Annotated in this window: 29 protein-coding genes; 10 read left to right on the plus strand and 19 right to left on the minus strand. The window is 60.8% G+C overall.

The window, feature by feature from the left end; translation table 11 throughout:
• Positions 1-161: 161 nt before the first annotated feature.
• Complete coding sequence (gene recJ, locus AC1DVV_RS00330; RefSeq protein ID WP_477702669.1) at positions 162-1,886, minus strand: single-stranded-DNA-specific exonuclease RecJ; 1,725 nt, start codon at positions 1,884-1,886, stop codon at positions 162-164.
• A gap of 18 nt (positions 1,887-1,904) precedes the next feature.
• Positions 1,905-3,083: a hypothetical protein gene (locus AC1DVV_RS00335; RefSeq protein ID WP_477702668.1), complete on the minus strand. Its 1,179-nt coding sequence runs from the start codon at positions 3,081-3,083 to the stop codon at positions 1,905-1,907.
• Between the two features lie 115 nt (positions 3,084-3,198).
• On the opposite strand from AC1DVV_RS00335, the gene AC1DVV_RS00340 reads away from it, so the two are divergent.
• Both AC1DVV_RS00340 and lolD read left to right on the plus strand, forming a co-directional pair.
• On the plus strand, positions 3,199-4,452 hold the full coding sequence (locus AC1DVV_RS00340) for a lipoprotein-releasing ABC transporter permease subunit (protein ID WP_457279550.1): 1,254 nt from the start codon (positions 3,199-3,201) through the stop codon (positions 4,450-4,452).
• Positions 4,453-4,561: 109 nt separating this feature from the next.
• Positions 4,562-5,236 (plus strand): lipoprotein-releasing ABC transporter ATP-binding protein LolD, encoded by a 675-nt coding sequence (gene lolD / locus AC1DVV_RS00345; RefSeq protein WP_477702680.1) that lies wholly within the window; start codon positions 4,562-4,564, stop codon positions 5,234-5,236.
• A gap of 148 nt (positions 5,237-5,384) precedes the next feature.
• Here the strand turns inward: lolD and AC1DVV_RS00350 are convergent, their stop codons facing one another.
• From AC1DVV_RS00350 to AC1DVV_RS00380, 7 genes are all read right to left on the minus strand, one after another.
• Positions 5,385-6,125 (minus strand): hypothetical protein, encoded by a 741-nt coding sequence (locus AC1DVV_RS00350; RefSeq protein ID WP_477707083.1) that lies wholly within the window; start codon positions 6,123-6,125, stop codon positions 5,385-5,387.
• A gap of 73 nt (positions 6,126-6,198) precedes the next feature.
• Entirely contained in the window at positions 6,199-6,690 is a 492-nt protein-coding gene (locus AC1DVV_RS00355; protein ID WP_477702869.1) for a hypothetical protein, read from the minus strand.
• A 72-nt stretch (positions 6,691-6,762) separates the two neighbouring features.
• The gene (locus AC1DVV_RS00360; protein WP_477707084.1) at positions 6,763-7,101 is read right to left on the minus strand and encodes a hypothetical protein; all 339 of its coding nucleotides are present in this window, start codon (positions 7,099-7,101) and stop codon (positions 6,763-6,765) included.
• A 93-nt stretch (positions 7,102-7,194) separates the two neighbouring features.
• Positions 7,195-7,563 (minus strand): hypothetical protein, encoded by a 369-nt coding sequence (locus AC1DVV_RS00365; RefSeq protein ID WP_477707085.1) that lies wholly within the window; start codon positions 7,561-7,563, stop codon positions 7,195-7,197.
• Between the two features lie 120 nt (positions 7,564-7,683).
• Positions 7,684-8,133, minus strand: coding sequence for a hypothetical protein (locus tag AC1DVV_RS00370; protein WP_477707086.1), 450 nt, complete (start codon positions 8,131-8,133; stop codon positions 7,684-7,686).
• A 535-nt stretch (positions 8,134-8,668) separates the two neighbouring features.
• Positions 8,669-8,956, minus strand: a complete 288-nt coding sequence (locus AC1DVV_RS00375; RefSeq protein WP_477666142.1) for a hypothetical protein — start codon at positions 8,954-8,956, stop codon at positions 8,669-8,671.
• A gap of 142 nt (positions 8,957-9,098) precedes the next feature.
• Positions 9,099-9,395 carry a DUF7660 family protein gene (locus AC1DVV_RS00380; RefSeq protein WP_477666143.1) on the minus strand — a complete coding sequence of 99 codons (297 nt, stop codon included), beginning with the start codon at positions 9,393-9,395 and terminating at the stop codon, positions 9,099-9,101.
• A gap of 434 nt (positions 9,396-9,829) precedes the next feature.
• Here AC1DVV_RS00380 and AC1DVV_RS00385 point away from each other — a divergent pair, with 434 nt between their 5' ends.
• The 4 genes from AC1DVV_RS00385 to AC1DVV_RS00400 all read left to right on the plus strand — a co-directional run bounded on the left by AC1DVV_RS00385 (position 9,830) and on the right by AC1DVV_RS00400 (position 12,817).
• Entirely contained in the window at positions 9,830-10,105 is a 276-nt protein-coding gene (locus AC1DVV_RS00385) for a DnaJ domain-containing protein (RefSeq protein ID WP_477666144.1), read from the plus strand.
• A 45-nt stretch (positions 10,106-10,150) separates the two neighbouring features.
• Entirely contained in the window at positions 10,151-10,735 is a 585-nt protein-coding gene (locus AC1DVV_RS00390) for a hypothetical protein (protein WP_477702307.1), read from the plus strand.
• A 34-nt stretch (positions 10,736-10,769) separates the two neighbouring features.
• Positions 10,770-11,537, plus strand: a complete 768-nt coding sequence (locus AC1DVV_RS00395) for a hypothetical protein (protein ID WP_477666146.1) — start codon at positions 10,770-10,772, stop codon at positions 11,535-11,537.
• Positions 11,538-11,605: 68 nt separating this feature from the next.
• Positions 11,606-12,817 carry a hypothetical protein gene (locus tag AC1DVV_RS00400; RefSeq protein ID WP_477702308.1) on the plus strand — a complete coding sequence of 404 codons (1,212 nt, stop codon included), beginning with the start codon at positions 11,606-11,608 and terminating at the stop codon, positions 12,815-12,817.
• A 369-nt stretch (positions 12,818-13,186) separates the two neighbouring features.
• Here the strand turns inward: AC1DVV_RS00400 and AC1DVV_RS00405 are convergent, their stop codons facing one another.
• Entirely contained in the window at positions 13,187-13,675 is a 489-nt protein-coding gene (locus tag AC1DVV_RS00405) for a nuclear transport factor 2 family protein (protein ID WP_477666148.1), read from the minus strand.
• Positions 13,676-13,754: 79 nt separating this feature from the next.
• On the minus strand, positions 13,755-14,156 hold the full coding sequence (locus tag AC1DVV_RS00410; protein ID WP_477666149.1) for a hypothetical protein: 402 nt from the start codon (positions 14,154-14,156) through the stop codon (positions 13,755-13,757).
• Between the two features lie 260 nt (positions 14,157-14,416).
• Between AC1DVV_RS00410 and AC1DVV_RS00415 the strand changes: the two genes are divergently transcribed.
• The 4 genes from AC1DVV_RS00415 to AC1DVV_RS00430 all read left to right on the plus strand — a co-directional run bounded on the left by AC1DVV_RS00415 (position 14,417) and on the right by AC1DVV_RS00430 (position 16,767).
• On the plus strand, positions 14,417-14,908 hold the full coding sequence (locus tag AC1DVV_RS00415) for a VOC family protein (RefSeq protein ID WP_477666150.1): 492 nt from the start codon (positions 14,417-14,419) through the stop codon (positions 14,906-14,908).
• 310 nt (positions 14,909-15,218) lie between these two features.
• Entirely contained in the window at positions 15,219-15,434 is a 216-nt protein-coding gene (locus AC1DVV_RS00420) for a glycine zipper 2TM domain-containing protein (protein ID WP_477666151.1), read from the plus strand.
• 83 nt (positions 15,435-15,517) lie between these two features.
• The gene (locus tag AC1DVV_RS00425; protein WP_477689964.1) at positions 15,518-16,369 is read left to right on the plus strand and encodes an alpha/beta fold hydrolase; all 852 of its coding nucleotides are present in this window, start codon (positions 15,518-15,520) and stop codon (positions 16,367-16,369) included.
• 41 nt (positions 16,370-16,410) lie between these two features.
• On the plus strand, positions 16,411-16,767 hold the full coding sequence (locus tag AC1DVV_RS00430; protein ID WP_477702309.1) for a nuclear transport factor 2 family protein: 357 nt from the start codon (positions 16,411-16,413) through the stop codon (positions 16,765-16,767).
• Positions 16,768-16,812: 45 nt separating this feature from the next.
• Here AC1DVV_RS00430 and AC1DVV_RS00435 read toward each other — a convergent pair whose 3' ends face one another.
• The 8 genes from AC1DVV_RS00435 to AC1DVV_RS00470 all read right to left on the minus strand — a co-directional run bounded on the left by AC1DVV_RS00435 (position 16,813) and on the right by AC1DVV_RS00470 (position 25,183).
• Positions 16,813-17,910, minus strand: a complete 1,098-nt coding sequence (locus AC1DVV_RS00435) for a VWA domain-containing protein (protein WP_477707087.1) — start codon at positions 17,908-17,910, stop codon at positions 16,813-16,815.
• A 21-nt stretch (positions 17,911-17,931) separates the two neighbouring features.
• A complete protein-coding gene (locus tag AC1DVV_RS00440; RefSeq protein WP_477702311.1) occupies positions 17,932-18,906 on the minus strand; it encodes a DUF58 domain-containing protein in 975 nt (324 codons plus the stop codon).
• Positions 18,887-19,909 (minus strand): AAA family ATPase, encoded by a 1,023-nt coding sequence (locus AC1DVV_RS00445; RefSeq protein ID WP_477702312.1) that lies wholly within the window; start codon positions 19,907-19,909, stop codon positions 18,887-18,889. The genes AC1DVV_RS00440 and AC1DVV_RS00445 overlap by 20 nt, the downstream gene beginning before the upstream one ends.
• Positions 19,910-19,930: 21 nt before the next feature.
• Positions 19,931-20,875 (minus strand): S1C family serine protease, encoded by a 945-nt coding sequence (locus AC1DVV_RS00450; protein ID WP_477666156.1) that lies wholly within the window; start codon positions 20,873-20,875, stop codon positions 19,931-19,933.
• Positions 20,876-21,084: 209 nt separating this feature from the next.
• On the minus strand, positions 21,085-21,945 hold the full coding sequence (locus tag AC1DVV_RS00455; protein ID WP_477702313.1) for an ABC transporter permease: 861 nt from the start codon (positions 21,943-21,945) through the stop codon (positions 21,085-21,087).
• A 118-nt stretch (positions 21,946-22,063) separates the two neighbouring features.
• Complete coding sequence (locus tag AC1DVV_RS00460; protein ID WP_477702314.1) at positions 22,064-22,969, minus strand: ABC transporter permease; 906 nt, start codon at positions 22,967-22,969, stop codon at positions 22,064-22,066.
• 12 nt (positions 22,970-22,981) lie between these two features.
• Positions 22,982-24,085 carry an ABC transporter ATP-binding protein gene (locus AC1DVV_RS00465; protein ID WP_477702315.1) on the minus strand — a complete coding sequence of 368 codons (1,104 nt, stop codon included), beginning with the start codon at positions 24,083-24,085 and terminating at the stop codon, positions 22,982-22,984.
• Positions 24,086-24,106: 21 nt separating this feature from the next.
• Entirely contained in the window at positions 24,107-25,183 is a 1,077-nt protein-coding gene (locus tag AC1DVV_RS00470; protein WP_477685922.1) for an extracellular solute-binding protein, read from the minus strand.
• Positions 25,184-25,228 lie beyond the last annotated feature (45 nt).

Raw genomic sequence — 25,228 nt, forward strand, 5'->3', positions numbered from 1 at the left:
ATTACTCTCAATTGGAGTAAGGGCTTATGCCTTTTTGGGTAAACAGATGAAACCCTTGAAGTATCCCTGTTTGCTATCAATTCAGGAGCTGCTTGCGCACACCCTTATTGGCCAAAACCCCGATTCGCTTAAGAAACCCAGGGCTTTGAGGTAGCGGGCCGTCAGAGCTCAGCCGCTTCCACCAGAAACCGCACCCGCTTCACGCCCTGCCATTCGTCCGCATCCAGCCGGAAGGCCAGCTTCACCCGCGCGGGCAGCGATTCGGTGTGGCCAAACCAGATGCCGTCGACCGGCTGGCCCTGGTGCTTGAGCTTGAGCGCCAAGTGTTTCTCACCCACCAGCCGCTGCGACACGACTTCCACCACTTCGCTGAAGGTGGGGGCTGCAAACCCCTGGCCCCAGACCTCCTTGTGCAGCGTGTCGACCACGTCGGTGCGGCGGTATTCGGCCGGCAGCGGGCCGTCGGTGTCCATGCGGCGCGTCAGCGTGGCGGCGTCCAGCCATTCGTGCGCCACCTGCTGCAACGCGCTTTCAAACACTTCAAAGTGCTCTTCGGCAATGGTGCAGCCGGCCGCCATGGCGTGGCCGCCAAAGCGCAGCAGCACGCCGGGGTGGCGCTTGGCCACCAAATCGAGCGCGTCGCGCAGGTGAAAGCCGGGAATCGAGCGGCCCGAGCCCTTGAGCTCGTGCTCTTTGCCGTCGGCCTGGCTGGCGGCAAACACGAACGTCGGGCGGTGCAGCTTGTCCTTGACGCGTGAGGCCACGATACCGACCACGCCTTCATGGAACTCAGGGTCGAAGATGGCAATCGCCGGCGGCGGCTCCTCGTCTTCATCAATCATCGCGTCGGCCGCCAGTTGCGCCTGCTCGCGCATGCCGGCCTCAATGTCGCGGCGTTCGCGGTTGATGCCGTCCAGCATTTGCGCCAGCTCGTCGCCGCGCGCCGGGTCGTCGGTCAGCAGGCATTCAATGCCCAGCGTCATGTCGCTGAGCCGGCCTGCCGCATTGATGCGCGGGCCCAGCGCAAACGCAAAGTCAAAGGTGGTGGCGACCGGCGCCTGCCGGCCCGCCGCCTTGAACAAGCTGGCCAGGCCTGCAGGCAGATGGCCCGTGCGTATGCGCTTGAGGCCCTGCGCCACCAGCCGGCGGTTGTTGGCGTCCAGTTTTACCACGTCGGCTACGGTGCCGAGCGCCACCAGGGGCAGCAGCGTATCAAGCTTGGGTTGTGTGGCTGCATTAAAGGCACCACGTTCGCGCAACTCGGCCCGCAGCGCCAGCAGCACATAAAACATCACGCCCACGCCCGCAATCGACTTGCTTTCAAACGTGCAGCCTGGCTGGTTCGGGTTGACGATCACGTCGGCCTCGGGCAGCACCACTTCACCGTCTTTCAGCGCGGGCAGGTGGTGGTCAGTCACCAGCACCTGCATGCCCAGGGCGCGGGCACGCGCCACGCCGTCGATGCTGGCGATGCCGTTGTCTACCGTCACGAGCACATCGGCGCCACCGGCCTTCACCCGCTCTGCAATGGGCGGCGTGAGGCCGTAGCCGTCGGTCACGCGGTCGGGCACCAGGTAGCTGACGTGCTGCGCACCCAGCAGCTTCAGGCCCCGCAGCGCCACGGCGCAGGCGGTGGCGCCATCACAGTCGTAGTCAGCCACCACGCAGATCTTTTTGCCTGCCGCCATCGCGTCGGCCAGCAGCCGCGCGGCCTCAGCGGCGCCGTGCAGCGACGCGGGCGGCAACAGCCGGGCCAGGCCGTCGTCCAGCTCGTCTGCCGCATTCACGCCGCGCGCGGCGTACAGCTGCGCCAGCAGCGGGTGAATGCCGGCCTGCTGCAGCGCCCAGACGCTGCGCGGGGGCACGTCGCGTACCTGTATTTTCATGTGTGTTTACTATCTTTTTTATAGCTGGTCGCGCAAGTACCATAAGGGCTGCGGCATCAAAAGGTTCGAAATTTTGGCCAACAGGCCGGCCTGGTGCGTTTCAAACGTCTGCCAGCCGCGCTCGCCACACAGCGTCAGCCGCACGGCCTCGCCTGCGCGTTGGCGGGCCAGCAGCTGCGCCATCTCGCCGGCATCCAGTGCGGCCCAGGCTTGGGCATAGGCCTGCCAGTCATCAGCAAAAACGGCTTGCGCCAGGCTGCGCGGCACGGTCGGCGCCTGGCTGGCAGGTTCATACCCGGCGGGCAGGGCCCCGCTGCCGCTCAGCCAGAAAGAATTGACCGGTAGCTGGCGGCGCTCGGCGCGTTCATCGTTCAGCGCATGCGTGTAGAGCAGCATCTGCATTTCGTTTTGCAGCAGCTTCATCTTGCGGGATATGGCCCCCACGCTTCTCACTTCGTGTAGTGCGCGAGGCCTTGCAGGCCGCGGCTCGCGAGACGCTTCGCCTCTGTCGCCCGTCCAAGCCTGCGCAGGCAGGCTTGGAGCCGCGGGCTCCAGCCCCTCGGGGGCTGAACTTGCTTGGGGCGGCCCGGCGCTGCGTTCCGCGCCGCGCGGACTGTGTGCGCTGGGCAGCCACGGGTCTACGTTGCGGCCCATGACCCGGTCGAGTGACGCGGTGGGCAGGGTGCGAAACAGCTCGCCCTCGGCCAGCCAGCGCTCGGGCCCCAGTGCGGGCACATAGTGCATCGTGATGCCGTCGGTTTCAAAGTAAGGCTGCATGGCCGCCAGCAAGGTGCGGGATTCGGCTTCGGTCAGGCCCAGCGCAGCAGGGTCCGTCAACGTGGCATGTTCGCGGCCCATGGCCCAGTGGCAGGGGGTTACCCAGGCGCAGGCCTTGTCGGTGCCGGCTTGCAGATGCTGCGCCGCATCCTGCGCGGCCCACGGAATCAGCCCGTCAGGCGTATCCGCGGCGGCAATCCCCAGCGCCAGGCCCAAGGCTCGCTCGTGCGGCGGCGACAGCGTGTGTGCATCTGCCGTATCAGTGTGTACTGACTTCATGCCCTTGAGCAGCTGCTTGAGGTTGCGCGTGCTGTCGGCCGGCAGCGCTTTCATCGTGGGCAGCCAGGCCTGTGCACTGCAGGCCGCAAAGGGAAGCAGCAGGTGCGGCCCTGCAAAAGGAGTGGGGGAATTGGCTGACATGGGGCTATTGTCCGGGATGCCACAATTGGCGTTCAAATTTGGGCGCTCAAATCGCACCCTATAAGAATCCGTTCGAGTTGGCCACCAGTGGCCCGCAACGACTACCAGGTTGAGTATGCAAATTCCTTATGAGCTGATAGTGGGCTGGCGCTACACCCGCGCCGGCCGCGCCACCCGGCGCAACGGCTTTATCTCTTTTATTTCAGGCGTGTCCATGCTGGGCATTGCGCTTGGTGTGGCCGCGCTCATCATCGTGCTCAGCGTGATGAACGGCTTCCAGAAGGAAGTGCGCGACCGCATGCTGGGCGTGATCTCCCACATCGAGGTGTTCGCCCCCAACGGCGCTGCCCTGCCAAACCCGCAAAAAACACTTGCTGAAATCAAGGCCAACCCGCAAGTGACCGGCGCCGCCACCTTCATCGCGGCGCAAGCCCTGCTGGCGCGCGGTGAAGACATGAAGGGCACCGTCGTGCGCGGCATTGATCCGGCGCTCGAAGGCCAGGTCACCGACCTCGCCGTAACGTCCGGCCCCACGCTGGCCAAGCTGGTGCCCGGCGCATTCGGCGTGGTGCTGGGCGGCGAGCTGGCCCGCGCCATGGGCGTGCGTGAGGGCGACAGCGTCACGCTGATCGCGCCCAGCGGCCAGGTCACCCCGGCAGGCGTGGTGCCGCGCCTAAAGCAAATGACGGTGGTCGGCACCTTTGACTCCGGCCATTTTGAGTACGACTCGGCCCTGGTCATGATGCACCAGGACGACGCCGCGCGGATTTTCCGCCTCGAAGGCCCCACCGGCATCCGCATCAAGCTCAAAGACTTGCACCAGGCGCGTGAAGTGGCGTTTGAGCTTTCACGAAGCCTGAGCGGCGATTTGCTGATTCGCGACTGGACGCGCCAGAACAAGACCTGGTTTGCCGCCGTGCAACTTGAAAAACGCATGATGTTCATCATCCTCACACTCATCGTGGCGGTCGCGGCCTTCAACCTCGTCAGTACGCTGGTGATGACGGTGACCGACAAGCGCGCCGACATCGCCATCTTGCGCACGCTGGGCTCCAGCCCCAAAAGCATCATGAAAATCTTTATGGTGCAGGGTGCACTCGTCGGTGTCATCGGCACGCTATCGGGCCTGCTGCTGGGCCTGGGCATCGCCTTCAACATCGACGTCATCGTGCCGGCGATTGAGCGCGCGCTCAACGCCAGCTTTTTGCCCAAAGACATCTACCTCATCAGCCGCATGCCGAGTGAACCGCAATACGCCGACATCATGCCGATCGTCGTCATCTCCCTGGTGCTGTCTTTCCTGGCCACCATCTACCCCAGCTGGCGTGCCAGCCGCGTCAACCCCGCGGAGGCACTGCGTTATGAGTGAAAAAATGACCCCCACGCTTGTCGCTTCGCGTACTACGCTGCCCCCCGAGGGGGCCGCTGCGCCTGCGGTCTGGCAAAGCCAGTCCCGCGGCCCCGGCTTGAATGAGGAGATCGTGCTGAAAGCCAGCGGCCTTACCAAACGCTTCCACGAAGGCCTGATCGATTTAACGGTGCTGCACGGCGTTGATCTGCAAGTGCACGCCGGCGAAACGTTAGCCATCGTCGGCGCCTCAGGCTCCGGCAAAAGCACACTGCTGCACCTGATGGGCGGCCTCGACGCTCCCACCAGCGGCCAGGTCGAATTGAAGGCCCAGACGCTCTCGGCCCTCTCGCCCCAGCAGCAAGGCGACCTGCGCAACAAGCATCTGGGTTTTGTCTACCAGTTCCACCACTTGCTGCCCGAATTCAGCGCGCTCGATAACGTTGCGATGCCGCTGTGGATTCGACGCGAATCTCCCGCGGAATGCGCACGCGTCGCGACAGCGATGCTAGCGGCCGTGGGCCTCAAAGACCGCATTCATCACCGCCCCGCAGAGCTTTCAGGCGGTGAGCGCCAGCGTGTGGCGATTGCGCGTGCGCTGGTCACGCAGCCTGCTTGCGTGCTGGCCGACGAGCCGACCGGTAACCTGGATCGTTCAACCGCCGACGGTGTGTTTGAACTGATGCTGCAACTCGCCCGCGACTTCGGCACTGCATTTGTGCTGGTCACGCACGATGAAACGCTGGCCTCGCGTTGCGGGCGGCGGTTCAGGTTGGTGTCGGGGCGGTTGTCGGAGTGGGGCTGATTTGCTGCGTCGATAAGTGACGTGCTTGTCGAGGGGCGTGTTCTATATCGGTCTCAACGTGAGGTAACGTTTGAATTCACTGGCCTGCGCGGCTTTTTGCGCTGGTCCGGTGAAATGATGGGTCGGGCATCGGTGAAGTAATGGGTGCTTATTTTCCAGCACGCTGTTCATCAAAAAGCATTTTGACGATATCTAACTCCCAGGATGCAATGATAGGTATTTGTGCGTCCATTGTTCCGCCGCCATCATTCAATAGCGCGGAGTCCTTTTTCTGAAATTTTCCTTCGCTCGAAGAATAGCGGTCAACCCAATAGCTTTTATCGAATCGAAGACCATATATCTCACCCGCATATAACTTCGTAACGTAAAGGTTTGCCACATCTGGAGCCATCGTTCTGGCGACAAGGTTTCGTGTGAGCTCAAGTGGAAAATGAGAAACCGGGAATACGAGAAGAAGCAATCCTCCTATAGCGAAGGCCTTATCCGATTTGAAGATTTGGTAAATGCAACTGGATACGATCGTGATTAAAAAAAGGTATTGGGCCAGCACTAAGTATCCGTTCGGATGCCCGTAGCCGGTAACCTTGTCGAGGCGAGATAGCGATAGATAAAGCATTGCCATATGAAAAACTATTTCTGGCTCACGCAATGGTCTTTTCAACACAAGCAATCTGATGCTTGCAGCGGCACAGACATAAACAACTAGCGCAACGGCATCTATCAGGTCTGCCCATGGTATGAAACAGAGTGACGTCGCGCACGAAGCCCAAAGGAGAAACTCCGATGCCTTGGCAACACCACACTTGCCCGACACATAACGGATGCCAAAGTAGATCGCAGTTCCAATGGCAAACAAAAGGGCAGCCAAGACCAGGAGTGCTTGCATCACGATGCCCAACGTCGGAAATGAGAGGAGACAGCCGGCGCGCCGGCTGTCGTCCTTTCGATTGAAAGGTTAGGCCTCACTGCTCGCTCCACCACCAGGTAATCGACACCAGTTTCGACCCGGAAAACCTGAACGTTGCAGTGTGCTGATCGGGACCTTCATCGTTGAGGAGATAGACGAGAGAAGTTCGATCGGATTGCATTGGTTTTCCTGCAAAGGCCAATACCTCAGAGCGAGTGGCCCCAGGAGTAATGGGCTTTGGCAACTTGGTGTGCGCCCCACGGACAGTAAGCCACTCGAGAATTTCAAGAGGCGGACTCTGGATCGAAGCCTGGTAAACGACCACAACCAAGTTCTTGCATCGGATAGTTTCGCGTTGATCAAGAACTGGTTCGTCAAAGCGATTTTTCACCGCTTGCCGACTCACCTTCGCTTTCGCGCCGCAATGCTCGGTGGCTATTTCTTGGCCGATCTTTGCGAGGCCGTGCTGTACCACTGGCTGAGGCTCGCCAGCAGCGCCGGCCAACCCTGCCCACGCAAGAACGAACAAGAAAAGCCAATGACGCATTCTGGGAGGCCTAACGTTTAAATTAACCGGCGCACTTGTGCGTCCGGGTTGGATGCAATGTTAGGCGCTGACTCATGGCCCTGTAAGTGCAATCCCGAACCTCGCGTCGGAGACAACGTAGGCACTATGAACCAGAGCAAGCTGCCAACGTCTATGTATGAGTGGGCCGACCATCTGGCGGTTATCACAGTACAGATAGTCGTTCTTACCTTCGATTCCCGCAAAACTGGCCTGCTTTGACCAAAAGCACTTAAAACCCATGGCCTGAAGCTTCGGAAGTGCATCCCTTGCGTCAGAGCCAAGCGGTGCAAGCTCCAGCAACTGCTTTCTAGCCTCTTTCTCATCTGCGCTGAATGAGTAACTGCAACCAGACATGAGAACGCCCACAAGAAATATGGTCAACTGCTTCATTTTTCGGCTAACGCTGGACGTAAGCGGAGCCGCTACGCGTCCACTTGGCTGCGATGTTAGACAGGCAGCCGAGAAACGGATCGAAGTAGAAACTCATAAAACAAATAGTGCTATGCCGATCAAAACAGCGGCTACGGCAATCATTAAAGCCATCAGCGACCAGCGCGGACTCGGGTGACTCAAGATAGCTGAGTCCACAAAAGAAATAGCCTCTCTTCTAGTTTCGCCGCGGCTGAACCAGACAGCAAATCCGGCAGCCAGGAGAAGCCCACCAAAAAACAGCATGTGAGCTACGTAAGCGTAGAAGAATAACGGCGATTGGTCCTGGTGAATGATCGTAATTCGGTACTTGCTAATGTAAAAAACCCCCCGCATGAGTGCGCCACCCCCCAGGAACAAGAACCCGGAACCGAGAAGCAACAAGATAGCCGAGGCAATAGCGATCTTTATAGTGTTTTGCATTGCAAACTGTGGCGGTCTAACGTTGGAGGTGACCGGCGCGCAGCAACTGCCGCGCAGCGGCAACCTGCGGCTGTGTGTCCGCGTGGACCGACCTGTTAAACGGGTTAGTCGCCAGCGTCGTCATATGGCTTCGTCCCAGAGGGACACATCATGCGCGATGAACCGCACAGCGTTTCCGACCGAAAGGTCGATATCGCCAATCTCTGTCCTACTGAGAAAGAATTGCGCTTCACCGGCAACAACAACGATGCACTGCTGACCCGGAGGTTCGTTAACTGGTTGAACGGACGACACAACCCCATGAACTATGAACCCGTTTGCCTCAGGCCTCATGGCCAACGGCTCCAAGGTGGCTCTATTCTGAAGGACTTCAAACTCGGAAATCCTCTCTTGGCTGACTTCAACGTCAAAAACTTCGCCGACACAAAGCATCGGGGCTTCTGACGCTGGAACAAAACGCGCGGTGCCGGAGATCAACCAACCGCTGAAAGAAACGGCGTAACTCGGCATAGGCGTAAAGCCGATCCGCTTTTCGTCGTTAGGGTCCAAGCTGTCAATGATGATTCGCATCAGGAAATGTGGCCGTTTAACGTTGGAGTTGACCGGCGACCGGGAAGCGCACGGAAGCGCCTGGGCGTCCGTGTCGAACGACCTGTTAGACCGCGCGGGCGCTGCTTCAACTCCAAACATTGCCAGATGGTAGCTAGGTTTCACAAGGGGTATGCCTAAGAATCCACCAAAGGAACACAGCTTCCCAGACAACTAGCACTAGGCACAGGACGCTCACCGCCGCGTGTCCATATCTTAGGTGCCCGAAGTGGAGAAATCCTAGGGCACGGTAGTAGTTGCTTGTCATCGCAGACCAAATGCTAGTCCACTGAAGGTCTTCGCACAGATCGCCGTCGTCACGTACGAGCCAGTAGATCGCGCCAATAAGAGCCCATCCCACGACAAAAAAAACCGCGAGGACACCTAGGCAGGCCACGATGTTTCCTAGCGGTCTAACGTGAAGATGACCGGACGACAACAACGCGCGGCGAAGCCGCCTTCTGCTGTTGTTGGTCCGTGTCGATTGGCATGTTAAACCGCACCGCTTCACCCATTTCTATTGCTCTGCCGGAATGGTGTGCCGAGATTTGATTCCCGCATAACACTCGATGCAGACAATTGTCATTCCATTGAATTCCTTGAAGACCTCGGTCATCTCGCCTTCAGCCAGGAATTTCTCTTCACACGCATGACACCAGGCTTGGAGATCCGCAGGATCGGACGAGTTCTCAACGAACCCAGCAGGTGACAGCTTCGCGGCATCCAACAGGTGCTGACAAACGACGGTCGCTACGCGCTCCCCGTGTGGGCCGCAGTTGATAAGCATTGACGTTGCTTCTGCCATGGACTGTGCGGTTTAACGTCGGAGTTGACCGGCACGCAGCGGCATTGCGCCGCGAGACGTATGCTCCAGCGCACGGCTCGCGGCGCAATGCCGCTGCGTGTCCGTGTCGAACGACCTGTTAGACCTCACCGTCCAGCCGCGGCTACTCATAGAATTTTCCCGCGTGAAGTACTTGGGCAATCCGCTGCCACGGGTTCTCCGGCTTCTTGTAGAACTTCAGCCCGTCGATTGAAGCGATGCCCCAACGATAACCGGCATCCAGGAATGCTCCGATACTGCCGTTCTCCCATCCGAGCGCACCAGCCCCGTACGGAGCCGAAGGCCGCTCCTGTTCAATCTCTCGCTCCTCGTCCCAGTCAGCGGCGAGAAGCGCGATGAACTCCAGCAAGGTCTGTTCGTCTATCACTCGTTCGATTGCTTCGTACAGGTCGGCTGCCATGGATGCGTGTCTCTCTGTGATGCGGGTCTAGTGAGGTCTAACGTAATGTATACCGCAAGATCTGCGGTATAACATCGCGCCTGCGGTATAACCTGGCCGTCAAAAAACCAGCCAAGTGCTTGTTATTAAAAGACTTATTGCCCATTGTGAGTTTCGTTCAGGTCGATAAAAAGAATACCAAACATCGCAAACCGATTCTAGGCGGGCAGTGTGGTTACCGCCTCCTCAATATTGACGAGCGCAGCTGTACCTGTGGCGAACTGCGGGCGGCAAGTACGAGACAAGGTCATTTACCGGCCGCCAGCCTGCACCGCACCAGACGGGCATAATCCGTGATCCCTCCGCCACGCGCGCAGGCGAATCTCCTCAGTACGTGAGCCTTTCAACATGCCGTGCAGCTCCCTGCCTGCGGTCCAGGACACAGCCACTTTCGCATGATTGATCACTACACCGCCCTCGGGCTGGACAGCGCAGCAACGCTGGCCGATGTCAAAAAAGCCTTTCGCCAGAAAGCATCCTTCTGGCATCCCGACAAAAATGCCAGCCCCGAGGCGCCTGAGCGTTTCAGGGCGATGCAGCAGGCCTATGAGGTGCTGTCGGATGCGGACAAGCGCCAGGTCTATGACGACAACCGCCGCCGCAACCTGCTCGACAGCCCGATAGACACGGCGCGTGCCATCTGGGCCGACTATCTCAACCCGCTACTGTGACCCTTGCTGACCGAAAGAAGAACACCCCATGAAAAACCCGGCGGCATGAGCGTCTCCCCTTATTTCCTCGACCTGCGTTCGGCCTACCAGTCCGAGATGGATGACCTGCGATTCGACTCCGAGGGGCGCGACGTGTTGCACCAGCGTCTGGCCGGCAAACGCCAGGAGATGGCCTTTCTGGTGCAGATGATGGACACCAGCCCAGAGATGGTGGCGGTGGTGTTTCACCAGGGTTTTGATTTCACGGGAAAAACCGTGATGGAACACCTGCTCAGCCACGATGTTGATGCCGATTGCTTTCCGGCCTGGGGTAGCCTGGCGGATGGCTTTGTGCTGGCGCCCTGGGCTCAGGACCTGGCACACATCGTCTTGCAGGCGCCCGGCGGGGAGAAATTCCTGACGCTGACGGCGGGGCTGGAATACATGGCGGGTCTGCCGGTGGCCGCGTCGATGGTGAACGCCGAAGCAGATGGTGACGGCGACGACGACGAAGACAGTGATGAGAACGGTGACGGCGCCCTGGTGATGTTTGAGGGCGATGACGATCGTGAGCAAAGCGCCGATGCCCGGGCACGCCACGAGGCAGGTTCCGACTGGCTGGTCCAGCAGGGCTTTGACGCCAAAGACTGATGCAAGCAAGCATGAACTGGAAGGTAAAACACTGATGACGAATCATCTCGCCCTGATCGAAAAAACCCAAAGCCTGATTGCAGCCGGCGACATCGTCGGCGCCGAGGCTGCGCTGGTCGGGCTGGCGGACGCCGAAGGTGATGCAGCGCTGATGGTGGTGCTGGAACAGTTGCCGCCCAAGGACGTCCTGGCTGTCATTCGCGAGTACGACAACTCCCGGGAGTCGGTGGTCAGCCTGCTGGTCACGCCCGCGCAGTTTGCCCGCGCCGTGGTGATTGAAAAGCTCTACAAGGACTTGACCCGCACACACCTGCGCGGCATGGTCAATGCGGTGATCTTCCGGGAGGATGCCGACCCGTTGGAATTCCTCACCGCGATCGGCGACCTGGACGGTGGCAGCGACGCCCTCGCCGATTATTTTTCAGACCAGTGGAGCCGTGTCGAGGGCTTTGCGCGCAGCGGCGGCTTTGAGCTGGCCGACGAGTACGGCAAGATGTTGTCCCAGTCCGCCCTGCTGGCCTCGGCCTACGAAAGGCCGCGCATCCAGCTGGATGAGATCGCCGACCAGGACTGGATGCAGCTCGCCTGGCTGCTGCGTTACGAACTGCCGGACCTGTTCATTGAAATGCTGATGGTGCTGCGCGCCAAGGGCAGTGCGCACAAGGCGATAACTTCCGAAGGCGATGAGGAAGACGAGAACGAGGACGATGTGCAGGACGACGGCAAGGTCGAGACCGGCGACACCGATCGCGGCAAGGCCACACCGACGGCGCGCGAGTCCGACGAGGAATCGGCGATCTGAGCCTTCGCAGTCATCTCCTTACCCAAACCAGCCAGATCACCCCAGACTATCCAGACAAGCCCCGTACCATGTCGTCGCCTTCCACCCTCTCGCTCTACGATGCGCGCCCTTTTTTCGAGAAGGCGCTGCAGCACGGCGTGCAGCACGGCATCATCGGTGCTGAAAAAATCGAAGCCATGCGGGTCGAAGGCCCCAAGGGCATGGTGCAGATCGCGCGTTATTTTGGCAATGAGTTTTTGCGCCCCGATCTTGAAAAAGCCCGCGACCGCATGGTGAACCTGGTTAGCCTGTACCTTGAACATTCCTGTGAGGGTGACCTCCACCAGGCGGCTGAATCGCTGCGCGATTTCTCGTTGCTGTCTCGCTCCAAGGGCGGCTCGGACATGCTCAAGGCCTTGATCGCCATGCCGCAAAACAGCCACTTCGGCATGAATGAACGCGGCGGCTTCACCGACGAGCACATTCCGCTGCTGGCCAAATGGTCGCTGCGCAACCTGGCCGACTACCAGGCCGAACTTGCCAGGCGTAGCCACGTGGCGCAGGTGGTGGATGCGGCTGTCTGGCTTGCCGGCGAGCTGGGCATGGACGCCGCCGAACTGGAAGAAGCGGGCAAGGATGCCGAAGCGGTGATTCGCACCGCCTTGCTGGTGCTGGCGGCGGGCCGCACCGAGATGCCCGACTGGGTCGCATTCGAGAAAATGATCGCCGCCTTGCGCAAAAAACACGGAGCTGCTCCGGCTGCGCTGCCGCTCGCCATCCCGAAAAAGCTGCCTGCCCACCTGCGGGATGTGGTCGAGGCGGTGCGGCAGTCCGTGATGGCCGACGCGCCAAAAATACTCGATCCGGCCTTGCCGACGCGTCAGCTGTTTGACCGCAGCCCGGCCTTCATGGGCCGGTATTTCTGGGTGGAAGACGGCCTGAACGAGGTCGACCACCACGACCGTCAGGCATCCGCCGTGTGGAGCAAGGTGACCGGCAGCAATGCAGACGATGGTTCGCTGTTGACCCTGTTCCTGTGCGTGGCCGCCGGCTCTGCGCCCAAGACCCTGCTGACCGAGAAAAGCGCCGCAACCCTGCTGCGCAAGATTCAAAAATCCGGTTTCGATCCCGCGCTGGCCCACCAGTACATCGTGGACCACGCGCCGGTGCAGCACCAGGACGCATACGCCAGCTTGTGGGATGACTTTGTGGAAGAGGCGCAGGCCACGCTACAAAGCGATGCCGTTCATGCGCTCCACGACGCGCTGGCGTTGCTGCGGCGGGAATGCCACGTGCAATAGGCAGTTTGTGCCTGCGGTGGCGGCCCGTAATACACGACCGCTACTCTCTGCCTCGAATCGCGACCCAGAACATCAAACCGGCGAGTGCAAGCAGGAGTCCGCGTATACCCCAAGGGCCAAGAAAATAGTAGGCTGCTTGAAATAGCGGCTCCAGCAGATTGCCGCAACCGGTTGCGCAGAGAGTTGGCCTGGCGAAGCTTAGCAAGGCAACGCAGAGGAGAAAAACTCCGAGCAATGCCGCGATGAGTCTCGAATTCATTGAGCTGAGATCCGATGTTTGGGTTGGATGCTCACATCCGAACAGCGACCAAGACGGCGTAGCTGGCCTGGCATCCGTTTGATGGGTCGGTTAGGTTGCTGCGACAAGGCCTACGGCTTTACAGCCGGATCCCAATGCTCAGCAATCTTTCCGGCCTCAATGCGGAACATGTCAAACCACGTCGTCGTGTACTTCTTTGACGGATCTTTGGGATCCGTCTGCTCGCGCACAAAACTAAGGATGACCAGGTTTCCTTCAGCCGTAATGGCTACGAGTGGAGCTGCGACCTTGACTTCTATCGGCTTCGGTTTCTTGAACTTCCCGAAGAATTCGACAAACGCTGCGCGGCCAGTGGGAACATTCGGATTGTGCTGGATGTAATTTTCAGCCAGATATTTCTCTGCGAGCTCTAGCTGGCCGGCTTCGAAGACTTCGCGCCAGAAGTCATAGACCAGGCGCTTGTTTTTCGAAAGTTTTGGATCTGCGCTTTGCAGAAGGGTGGAATGATCCAGCGCCGGGGTAACAGCAACTTGTGCGAAGGCTGCACCGGCAGCAACAGCGCCAAGAAGAAGGGCAACGATTGTGTTTCTCGTACTCATGAATTACCTCGGTTGTGATTTGGGATACCTGACATTTGGCATGAGCGGCAACTGGAGGCGCGCTAAGCTCGCACAACTATCAAAGCTTGGGATCCGGAAACGGCAACTTATCCTGCGAACTGCTCGGCTGGGCCACCCATTTATTACCGCGACGGTAAAAGTCTGCCTGGGTTTCAGAACTTCCAGCTCCGATCTTCAATGCCACCGTGCAAGCAATCTGGCCTGGGTACTTGGCATCAACAGCCGGGATGCAGGTGCCGAGCTTGAGTTCGGCGGTTTTGTACTCTTGCATCTCCATCATCAGAAGGAATGCTTGCGTAGCCTCTTTGGCGTCGGGTAATACGAGTGCAGTGGCATTGACAGTAGTAGCGGCGGGTGTGGTGGCGGGCACTGTGGGCGAGATGACGGCGGCGGGTGGCGACGATGTTTCGCTGCAGGCGGAGCACAGAAGCAATGTTGACAGGATGACGGCGTAACGCATGAAGAATTCTTTGTGTTTCAGTTTGAGAAGAAAGGAAGGGCCTGAGCCTGCAAACTGATTCTAGGCGGCTAGTCTGTCAACCACCTCCTCAATATGAACGAGCATAGGCAAACACACAGCTGTCATTGGGGCATCGGAGTATCCCTACATGGGCATCAGTCCCATCCGACAAATCAGGTATGCAGGATGGATACCATGGGGGTTCTTTGCACCGTGGCGGGCGCCGGGTGCCGAATACCCAACCTTTCAGGAGACACGACATGGCCAGCAAAAAGACCAGCAAGAACACGATCTGCCTGTGGTACGACGGTGGCGCCGTTGAGGCCGCAAACTTCTATGCCAAAACCTTTCCCGACAGCACTGTGGGCAAACTTTTTTATGCGCCGGGTGACTACCCCGACGGCAAGCAGGGGGACGTGCTCACGGTCGAGTTCACCGTCGCCGGCATTCCCTGCATCGGGCTGAACGGTGGCCCGCTCTTCAAGCATAACGAGTCATTCTCTTTTCAGATTGCCACCGATGACCAGGCTGAAACCGACCGCTTGTGGAACGCGATCGTCAGCAATGGGGGGCAGGAAAGCGAATGCGGCTGGTGCAAGGACAAGTGGGGCCTGTCATGGCAGATCACCCCGCGCGCGCTCACTGATGGGATAGCCGACCCCGACCCCAAAGTGGCCAAGCGCGTGTTCGACGCGATGATGACCATGAAAAAGATTGACGTCGCCGCGATAGAGGCGGCACGACGGGGCTGAGACGCTTGATGGGATGACGCGCGTTTGCGTCCCGCTGCGTGTGCGCTCCTGTTCAGGTTTGAGAAGTGGTCCGGGCGGGATTTGCATGCGAAATTTCCTCCGGAGGTACCGGGCGTAGTACGTACCGATATCGGGAGTTCGTCCTACACCGCAGAACCCGCAGCCTCCTAGCATGAAGACACCAGCAATGAAAAGCCACCCCGGCGTGCAGCCGGTAACCGTGTGCGATTCATTCACGTGAAGAGGGTCTGGCGGCGTGATCAAGCGGCATTTGCTCTTCACTTTCATTAACGTTCTCAAGGAGACTGAAATGATTGGAATCAAACAAACTGCGCTTTGTGCGGTAGTGCTTGCCGGTCTGGCGGGCTGTAGTGGCATGACGACTCAGGAGAAAAACACCGCCATCGGCGCCGGTGTAGGCGGTGTGGCCGGCGCGGCTCTTACGGGTGGCAGCGCCTTGGGGACCGTAGGCGGCGCCGCAGTCGGCGGTGTGATCGGGCACGAGGTCAGCAAACCGAAGAGGTAAACCGGTCCTCGTTCACAGAACGACTCGCACGCGCGTGAGTGTCCTTGTTGGCGCTCCATGCGCGTGCATTCGTACATTGCCGTATGCGCGTCGACACCGTAGAGCATGAAGGCCTGAGCCTGGGCCTGCTGGCGGCGGGTGATTCCGCCAAGCCCGCGATTATGCTACTGCACGGCTGGCCTCACTGCAAGGAAGTCTATGCACCGGTGGTCGATGCGCTTGCCACCGAACATTTTGTCCTGGTCTTTGACTTGCCGGCGATTGGCGATTCGCGCGGTGCGCCGCCTTCCGCCGAAAAAACCATCCTGGCAGATATCGTCGTCAGTGCAGCAGAACGCGCCGGCGCGCGCTCAATGGTGGTGGCTGGCTTTGATGTCGGCGGGATGATCGCCTATGCAGCCGCACGCGACCACGGGCACCGCATCGCGGGGGCTGTGGTCATGAATACCGTCATCCCCGGCATAGATCCCTGGGAAAAGGTGCTGTCGGATCCTCGCATCTGGCACTTTGCATTTCAAGCGCTGCCGGAGCTGCCGGAGCTCCTGGTTTCAGGCCACCAGCGTACCTACTTTGATTTTTTCACGGACTTCCTGGCGGGCAACAAGGAGGCCGTGACTGAAGCACATCGCGCCGCGTTTGCGCGCGCCTATGAGCGTCCCGAGGCGCTCAAGGCCGGCTTCGACTGGTACCGCACCCTGCAGGCCGATGCCCAGCACAACAGCAGGCACAAGAACATCGAAACACCGATGCTCTACCTCCGCGGCGACGCCGACGGACGTTCACCGGACGACTACCTACCCGCCTTGAAGACCGCTGGCGCCAGGCGCATCAAAGGCGAGGTGCTGCGCGGCAGCGGCGAATTCGCGCCGCTGGAGGTCCCTGAAGCCTTCACGCAGGCACTGACTTCGTTCGCGAAGGAATGCCAGAAGCATTGAACGGGTAGAACTGCGGCAAGTCTCAAAGAAGGGATTTTTTGATGTCAGAGAAACACAAAGAGATTCTGAGGAAGGCCAACGCGGCTATCGCCGAAGGCGATATTGAAGGATTCCTGAAGTTCTGCACGGAAGATTCGGAATGGGTTTTTGTGGGCGACAGGACGATCAAAGGGAAAGAGGCCGTTCGCCAATGGATGATGACCGCGTACCAGGAGCCACCGAAGTTTGAAGTCCATCACATGATCGCGGAGCACGACTTTGTCGCGGCGCTTGGGGAGATCACCTTGAAGGACGAAGAGGGGAAGGCGGTCCGCCATGCCTACTGTGATGTCTGGCGCTTTCGGGATGGCAAGATGGCCGGGCTGCGGGCCTTTGTCGTCAAGGCTGGGGCGACCTGATCTGATCACTTTTGCGTCGTAATCGCTGCTTGCGCGGGCTTTCTCTCAAAGAATCCGGTTAAACCACAGCAGCGACAAGCTGGCCGACACCAGCGCCAGCACGGCGGCAAGAAGCGCCAGCAATCCCGAGACCTCGGTTTCTTTTTTCTCAATCGCCAGACGTGAACTGAGGGTTTCATACACCTTCTTCAGGTCGGCCGCCGTACCTGCGTAAAAGTACTCGGCTTGTGTTGCTCGGGCAATGCCTTTGAGGGTTTCCTCGTCGAGCTTGACGCGCATGGACCAGCCTTCAAACCCAATCGTTTCCCCATCCACCGTACCCACACCGACGGTGTAGATGCGAACGCCACGGTCTGCTGCGAGCTTGGCGGCGTCGATGGAATCTACGCCGGTGGTGCGCTGGCCGTCGGTCAGCAGGATGATGGCGGCCGAGGTGTAGGAGCCGGGGGCGACTGGGGTGAATTCTTTTTTGGCGTTCTTGTCGGGGTTCAGGGCCTGGTCAAGCGATGTGCCGCGGGGCTTTTCCCTTCCGTACTGCATGGAGGCGATGTCGATGCCTGCGTCGGGGAACAGCTCGGCCAGCGACACGACAATGCCGTTGCCGATGGCGGTGCCGCGCTGCAACTGGAATTTGTCAATCGCTGCGATCAGGTCTTCGCGGCTGAGGGTGGGTTGCTGCACGACGGCGGCGGTGCCGGCAAACGCGACGATGCCGACGCGTACATTGCGCGGCAAATCGGCCAGAAAAGCCTTGGCGGCGTTTTGTGCGGCCACCAGGCGGTTGGGCTGGACGTCGGTGGCGCGCATGCTGCCTGAGACGTCCATGGCGAGGATGATGGTTTCACGTTGTGAAGGCAGGCTGATCACGGCAAAGGGGCGCGATGCCGCCACCAGCATGGCGGCGATGGACAGCAAAAACAGCAGGGGCGGAACATGCCGGCGAAAGCTCTGGCCGCGGCCCATGGCTTCGCGCACGATGGAAAGGCTGGCGTAGCGCAGCGCGATTTTTTTCTTGCGGCGCAGCAGCCACACATACACGGCCACCAGCAGGGGAATGGCCAGCAGCAGCCATAAAAACTCCGGCCAGAGAAAAGTCGGCAGGGGAAGTTTTGACATGAATGAGGTCAACCAGCTGAAGTTCATGGATGTTCCTTGGCGGCTTCTTCAGGCGGCGTGTTTCAGGTGAGCCGGCAGCTTGCCGCCTGCTGCGTTGGCGCCTGATGTACGGCTGCGCCGTTTGCGGAGCTCGGTAAACCGCAGGATGGCGTCAACCAGGTTGTCGTCGGTGGAAAGCTCCAGCGTGTCCACGCCGGCACGCGCTAGCGACTGGCGCAGCTCGGCCTCGCGCTGGGCCGCGATGCGTGCAAAGCGTTTGCGGAAACCCGCGTCGTGGGTGTCGACCAGCAGTTGCTCGCCGGTTTCGACGTCGCGGATGGGAATGAGGCCCAGGTCGGGCAGGTCCAGCTCCAGCGGGTCGAGCAGGCGCACGGCGACCACTTCATGCCGGCGGGCGAGTTGGCCCAGCGGCTTTTCCCAGCCGGGTTCGCTGATGAAGTCGGACACCACAAACACGGTGGAGCGCCGGCGTATGAAGCTGGCCGCGGACTCGAGCAACTCATGCAGGCGTGTGGGGCCGAGAAGTGTGGTTTCGGGCCGGGCCTGCAGGGTGTGCAGCAAATGCAGCACGTGGTGGCGGCCGCCGCGCGCGGGAATCACGGCATCAACGCCGGAGCCGTAAAGCATGGCGCCCACGCGGTTGCCGTGGCGTGTCAGCATGCGGGCCAGCACGGCGACAAATTCAGCGGACACATTGCGCTTTCGCAGCTCGCTGGAGCCAAAGTCCATCGAGGGGCTCAGGTCCAGCAGGAACCAGGCGCTCATTTCGCGGTCTTCGGTAAACACGCGCACATGGGGTTGCTCCAGCCGGGCGGTGACGTTCCAGTCGATATGGCGCACGTCGTCGTGGTGCTGGTACTCACGCAGGTCGGCCAGGTCCATGCCGGTGCCGCGCAGCAAGGTGCGGTAGTCACCCTGCAGCAGGCCGTCAAGCCGGCGCAGCACGGTCCACTCCAGCCGGCGCAGCAGTTGTTCTGCGCTGGCGACGGGAGTGGGGGTTGGACTAGGCTGCGAGTTTTTCATGCTCTAAGGGTTTTGCTGGGGGCGGGATTTTGGCCATGATCTTCGCGACCAGGCCGTCGGCCGACAGACCTTCAGACAGCGCTTCGTACGACAGCACCAGCCTGTGGCGCAGCACGTCGGGTACGAGGTCGGTCATGTCTTCGGGCAGGGCGTAGCTGCGTCCGCGCAGCATGGCCAGCGCGCGGGCGCCTTCGGTCAGGTTGATGGTGGCGCGCGGGCTGGCGCCGAAGGTGATGAAGCGCTGCAAGTCTTTCAGGCCGTGTTTGGTCGGGTTGCGGGTGGCCGACACCAGCCGTACGGCGTATTGCACAAGGGAAGGGTCCACATAGATGCGGCGGCACTCGGCCTGCAGTGCGGCCAGCTGTTCGGTGGTGGCCACGGCGCTGACGGCCACGGCCGGGCCGGTGACGCGCTGGACGATGACGAATTCTTCTTCGTCGGTCGGGTAGTCCACCAGCACCTTCATCATGAAACGGTCGACCTGCGCTTCGGGCAGCGGGTAAGTGCCTTCGGTTTCAATCGGGTTTTGCGTGGCCATGACCAGGAAGGGCTCGGGCACCTTGTGGGTGATGCCGGCAATCGTGACCTGGCGCTCCTGCATCACTTCCAGCAGCGCGCTTTGCACCTTGGCGGGCGCGCGGTTGATTTCGTCGGCCAGCAGCAGGTTGGTAAACACCGGCCCGAGCGAGGTGGTGAACTCGCCGGTTTTCTGGTTATAGATGCGCGTGCCCACCAGGTCAGCCGGCACCAGGTCGGGGGTGAACTGGATGCGCTTGAAATTGCCCTGCACGGTGTTGGCCAGCGTCTTGATGGTCAGCGTCTTGGCCAGGCCGGGAACGCCTTCCACCAGCAAATGCCCCTGCGCCAGGATGGCGACCATGACGCGCTCGAGGAAGCGGTCTTGCCCCACCACCACACGTTTGACTTCATAGAGGATCTGCTCCATCAGCTGCGCGGTGGCGTCATGGCCGGCGGCGGAATGTTCGGGCGTGTGCTGTTCCATGCGTCGATGTCCTTAAAGTCTTCAGAAGGGGGGCATGCCGGCGGCCGAGGCTGCGTTTTCAATCGGCACCGCAAAACCGATGCCGACAAACGTGCGCTGCTGGTTGGGGTTGAAGATGGCGGTCACGATGCCGACCACTTCGCCGTCCATGGTGACCAGCGGGCCGCCCGAGTTGCCGGGATTGGCGGCGGCGTCGAACTGGATCAGGTTGCTCATCATCTGCTTGCCTTCGGGCGAGCGGAAGTTGCGCTTGAGCCCCGAGATGATGCCCTCTGAGGCCGAGGGCCCGATGCCGAAGGGATAACCCACGGCCATGACACGGTCGCCCGGCGCCAGGTCGGCGGTGGAGCGCATGGTGGCGGCAATCATGTCGTCGGGAATCTTGTGGGCCTGCAGCACGGCCAGGTCGTTCTCGGGCTGTACGCCGGTGATGCTGGCGGTGGATTCGAGGCCGTCCGCGAACGTGACCTTGATGGTGGTGGCGCCCTGCACCACGTGCAGGTTGGTCAGGATGATGCCCTTGTCGACGATGACCACGCCGGTGCCCACGCTGCGCTCGCCGTCTTCCTTGCCGTCCTTGTCTTTACCCAGCCCCACGATGCGCACGACAGAGGGGATGATGGTGTCGTAAGCGCGGGTTCCGGGGGAGGGCAGGACTGTGGTCTCCAGCGTTTTGAGGACGGCCGCGTTGATGTCTTCCTGCGTCAGCTTGCGGGCCGCGGGCCGCAGCGGGGAGGCAAAGCTGATGGCCAGCAGCAGGGCCAGCAGGCCGACGACCGACCAGAGCAGGTAAAGCTGGTTTTGGGCAAGCCGTTTGGCCAGGCGGGAGGCGCGGGGAAAACGGGAAGGTGCGGGGGCTGGAATGGCGCCGTCTGGGCCGGAAGCCTGCTCGGGCGGCTGCGCCTGGGCATCACCCGCGCCCTGCGCCGGACGGTTTGAACTGCTGTAAAGGGCTGGCCTGCGCATCCGTTCACCTGTGAGGTCAATGTCAAAACCGGGCTGATACCACCGGGCGTGAAAACCTGCTTCAGGCCCCGTATTTACAGTTGCACCGTATCACGATTTGTGCATCCGTGCACGTGATTTGGGTATAGGCGTAGGGGGCTTTGTAAAGCGCCTGTTACTGCGCAGTCTGGGCTCGATTCGAGCCCGATTTTGGGGCGGCCTGGACTGCTTCAGGCGCCGGGGCTGTCGGCGGGCTTGCGCAGCAGGGTCAGCGCCAGGGCCGCCGAGGCCAACATCAGGAACAGGCTGACGGCATTGAGCACCGGCGTGGCGCCCTCGCGCATGCGTCCGTACATCATGACGGTCAGCGGTGCGTCCGAGCCGACCAGCATCAGCGTGGTGTTGAAGTTCTCGAAGGACATCAAAAACGAGATCGCTGCAGCGCCGATGAGCGCGGGTTTCAGGTAAGGCAGGGTGATGGTGGCGAAGACCGCGACGCGGGAGGCGCCCAGGTTGTATGCCGCCTCTTCCAGGGTGATGTCAAAACGTTTCAGGCGGGCCGAAATGATGAGCGTGGCGATTGACACGATGTAGGAAAACTGGCCCAGCACCACCAGCGGAAGCCCCGGCCGCAGGAAATCCAGCTCCAGCCCCCACCAGTCATCGGCAAACTGGGCCAGGCGGCTGGCAAACGCCAGGATGGAAATACCCAGGATGACGCCGGGAATGACCAGCGGCGCCAGCATCAGCATCGACAGCGCCTGCTTGCCCGGAAAGCGGCTGCGTTCAATCAAAAAGGCGTTGGTCGTGCCCACCAGCACCGCCAGCAGCGTGACCCAGCCGGCCACCACCACACTGGTCCAGAGGCTGGCGAGCATGGGGCGATCGGCAAAAAGGCCTGTGCGCCCGGCCTTGCTGCCAAAAAACCAGTCGAGCGTGAAGCCGCGCCAGGGCGGTGCCGGGTAGGGCGCGTCATTGAAGGCAAACACTGCGACCACCACCAGCGGCAGGAACAGGAAGGCGAAAAACGCCAGCCCATACACCACCGTGCCTGTGCGCAGCCAGGCGGGCCGGGGCAGGGAGGCGATCATCTAACACTCTCCCCAAGTCTTCGCCAGTGACGGCGCGGAACCGGCTTTGCCGGGCCGCAGCGGTCGCCCCCTGCTAGGGGGGAGGGAGCTACACGCAGTGAGGTCCAACGGGGGGGCGTCATGTCTTCCTCATTACTTCACCAAATTTTTGGCCGGTCAACTTGAGCCCTAGCCAGACGATGGCAGTGGACAAACCCAGCAGCAAAAATCCAAACGCCGCGCCTTGCTCCCAATTAAAGCGCGTGATGAACTGGGTGTAGATCTGCTCGGTAAACCAGAGCGAGTTCTTGCCTCCCAACAGCGTGGGTGTGAGGTAGTTGCCCAAGGTCAGCATGAAGACCACGATGCAGCCGGCGAGGATGCCGGGCGCGGCATGCGGAATGACGATTTGTCGCAGGATGGAAGGGCCGTTGCCGCCCAGGTCATAGGCGGCTTCTATCAGCGTGTCATCCAGACTTTCAAGCGCACTGATCAGCGGCACCACCATGAAGAGCATGGAGGTATAGACCAGGCCGACCAGGATGGTGGCGTCGCGGTAGAGCAGCTCTACAGGTGCATCAGTGAGGCCCAGCTGCACCAGCACGGCGGGCAGCACGCCCGATTCGCGCAGCAGAATCATCCAGCCCAGGGTGCGCACGGTTTCGCTGACCCAGAAGGGGATCAGGCACATCACCAGCAGCAGCGACTTGGCGCGGCCGCGCACCAGCTTGGCAATCGTCCAGGCGATGGGAAACGCCAGCAGCAAGGTGATCAGCGTGGCCAGGATGGACATGACGGCGGTGCGCACAAAGGTGTGCCAGTACAGCGGCTCGTCGATAAAGGTGCGGTACTGCGCGATGCTGGGCGCGTATTGCCGGGGTGCGATGCGTTCGCGCAGCGACAGTATGGCCAGGTCTATGTGCGGCAACACGATCAGGCCCACCAGCCAGATCAGCGCGGGTGCGAGCAACAACAGCAGGATGAGCCTGGCCTGTGCCGATGCGGGTCCGGCATTTGCTGCGGGCATGGCGGCTGCGACTTGCATGGTTTGCGGGCGCTAGGCGCCGGCTGTCCCGAAACAGGTGGCTTGCGCCGGGTCGAAGCTGAAGGCCACCGTTTCACCGACACGCAAGTCGGCAAAGCGCCCGGTCTGCGGTAGCGCGATACGAAATTCCGTGCGGCTGGTGGTTTCGCGCAGCAATACGGCCGAATTGGCGCCGTCGAAGAGCAGGCTCTCAACCTGGCCCGCGTAGGCTGTGTGGTCAGCGGGCAGCTCCGCGGCGTCGCGGGCCAGACTGATCGCCTCGGGCCGTACAAACGCCTGCACGGACTGGTCGGTCAGGATTTTGCCGATAGCGCGGGCCCGCATGGCAAGGCCCTGGCCGGTCGTCAGCGCCACCACGTTGCCGGCTTCCGTGCCGGCGGCGGCACTGCCCTGCAGCTTGTTGTTGGCGCCCACAAAGCCCGCGACGAAAGGCGTTTGCGGCTGGTAGTACAGCTCTTGCGGTGTACCCACCTGCTCAAAACTGCCGGCATTCATGACTGCGACATGGTCGGACAGCACCAATGCCTCGGACTGGTCGTGCGTGATGTAAACAAAGGTGGTGCCGAAGGCCGCCTGCAGCTGCTTGAGCTCGACTTTCATGTGCTCGCGCAGCTTTAAATCCAGCGCGCCCAGCGGTTCGTCGAGCAGCAGCAGTGTGGGTTCGAGCACCAGGCTGCGCGCAATCGCCACGCGCTGCCGCTGCCCGCCTGACAGTTGATCGACGCGCTTGTCCTGCATGCCGGGCAGGCTCACGCGTTCAAGCATGGCGCCGACCTTGCTGGCAATGTCGGCGCGCGACAAGCCGCGCCGCGCCAGGCCGTAGCCGACGTTTTCGCCGACCGACATCATGGGGAACAGCGCCAGGTGCTGGAACACCATGTTGACGGGCCGCTGGTTGGGTGGCACGCCGTTCATGGGTTTGCCGCCGATGTGGATCTGGCCCGCATCGGGCGACAGAAAGCCGGCGATCATGCGCAGCAGCGTCGTCTTTCCGCAGCCCGACGGGCCGAGAATGGAAAAGAAGCTGCCGCGCTCCACGGTAAAGGACAAGTCCTTGACCGCGGGCTGGCCGGCGTAGGTTTTACCGACGTGTTCGGCTTGAAGGTCTGCGTGCACCGGTGATAGGCCGGTTGCCGGTTATTGGGCTGCTTTCACGCGGTCTAATACGCGGCCTTCGATGTCTTCGATGCCGGCGGGAACGGCTGGGTACCACTTCACATTTTTCAGAGCAGCCTCAGGGAAGCTGGCAGCGAACTGGGCTTTCAGCTTGGGGTCGGCCAGCTGGTCGGCTCCCTTGGAGGCGGTGAAGTTGCCGGCAGAGCCTGCCACTTTTGCGGCAATCTCGGGGCGCATGTTGAAGTTGATCCAGGCGTAGGCGGCGGCATCGTTGCGGCCTTTGGCTGGGATGGCGAAGGTGTCGATCCAGCCGAGTGCGCCCGACTTCGGTGCGATGAACTGGATTTCAGGTTTTTCGGCATTGAGCTTCCAGCCGCCGGTGTCCCACATCATGGCGCCCACCACTTCACCGGCGCGCATGCCGTTGAGCAACTGGTCCTTGTTGTCCCAGTAGAACTTGATGTTGCTCTTGCAGGCAATCATGGTCTTGCCGACTTCGTCCATCAGCGCGCCGTAGGCTTTCGGGTCCTTGTAGAGCGCAAACGGGTCTTTGCCGGACGCAAAGGCGAAGGCCAGCAGCGTGGGGCGCTTCAGGCGTACGGCGGTCTTGCCCTTGACGTCGGCCTTGCACAGGTCGGGGTAGTCGGTCATCTTGGCCAGCTTGGTATTGACGACGAGGCCGTCGGTGCCCCAGATGTGCGGTAGGCCATAAACCTTGCCGTCCAGCGTGGTGTTTTTCTTGGTGGCTTCCAGCATGGACGGGATGAACAGATCGGATTTGATCTTGCTGAGGTCCATGGGCTTGTAAATGCCGAACTCCTGCTGCGGGCCGGTGATGCGGTCCTGCGAGGGCTGGGCCAGGTCAAAGCCGGCGCCGCCGGTGGCGCGCAGCTTGGAAATCATTTCTTCGTTATTGGACAGCGTGAGCTCAACGTCGATCCCGGTCTCCTTTTTGAACTGCGCCACGACATCGGCCGGCACATAGTCGGCCCAGGTAATCAGCCGCAACTTCTGGTCTTGTGCCCAGGCGGGGCTGGCCATACTTGAAACAACGAGGCCGGCTCCGAGAATGTGGCTCATCAGACGGGATAATTTCATGTTGGCTTTTCCTTGGGTTATCAGTCGACGGTGGTTGACAGAGGT

The sequence above is a fragment of the Polaromonas sp. P3_B4 genome (genome assembly GCF_056402835.1).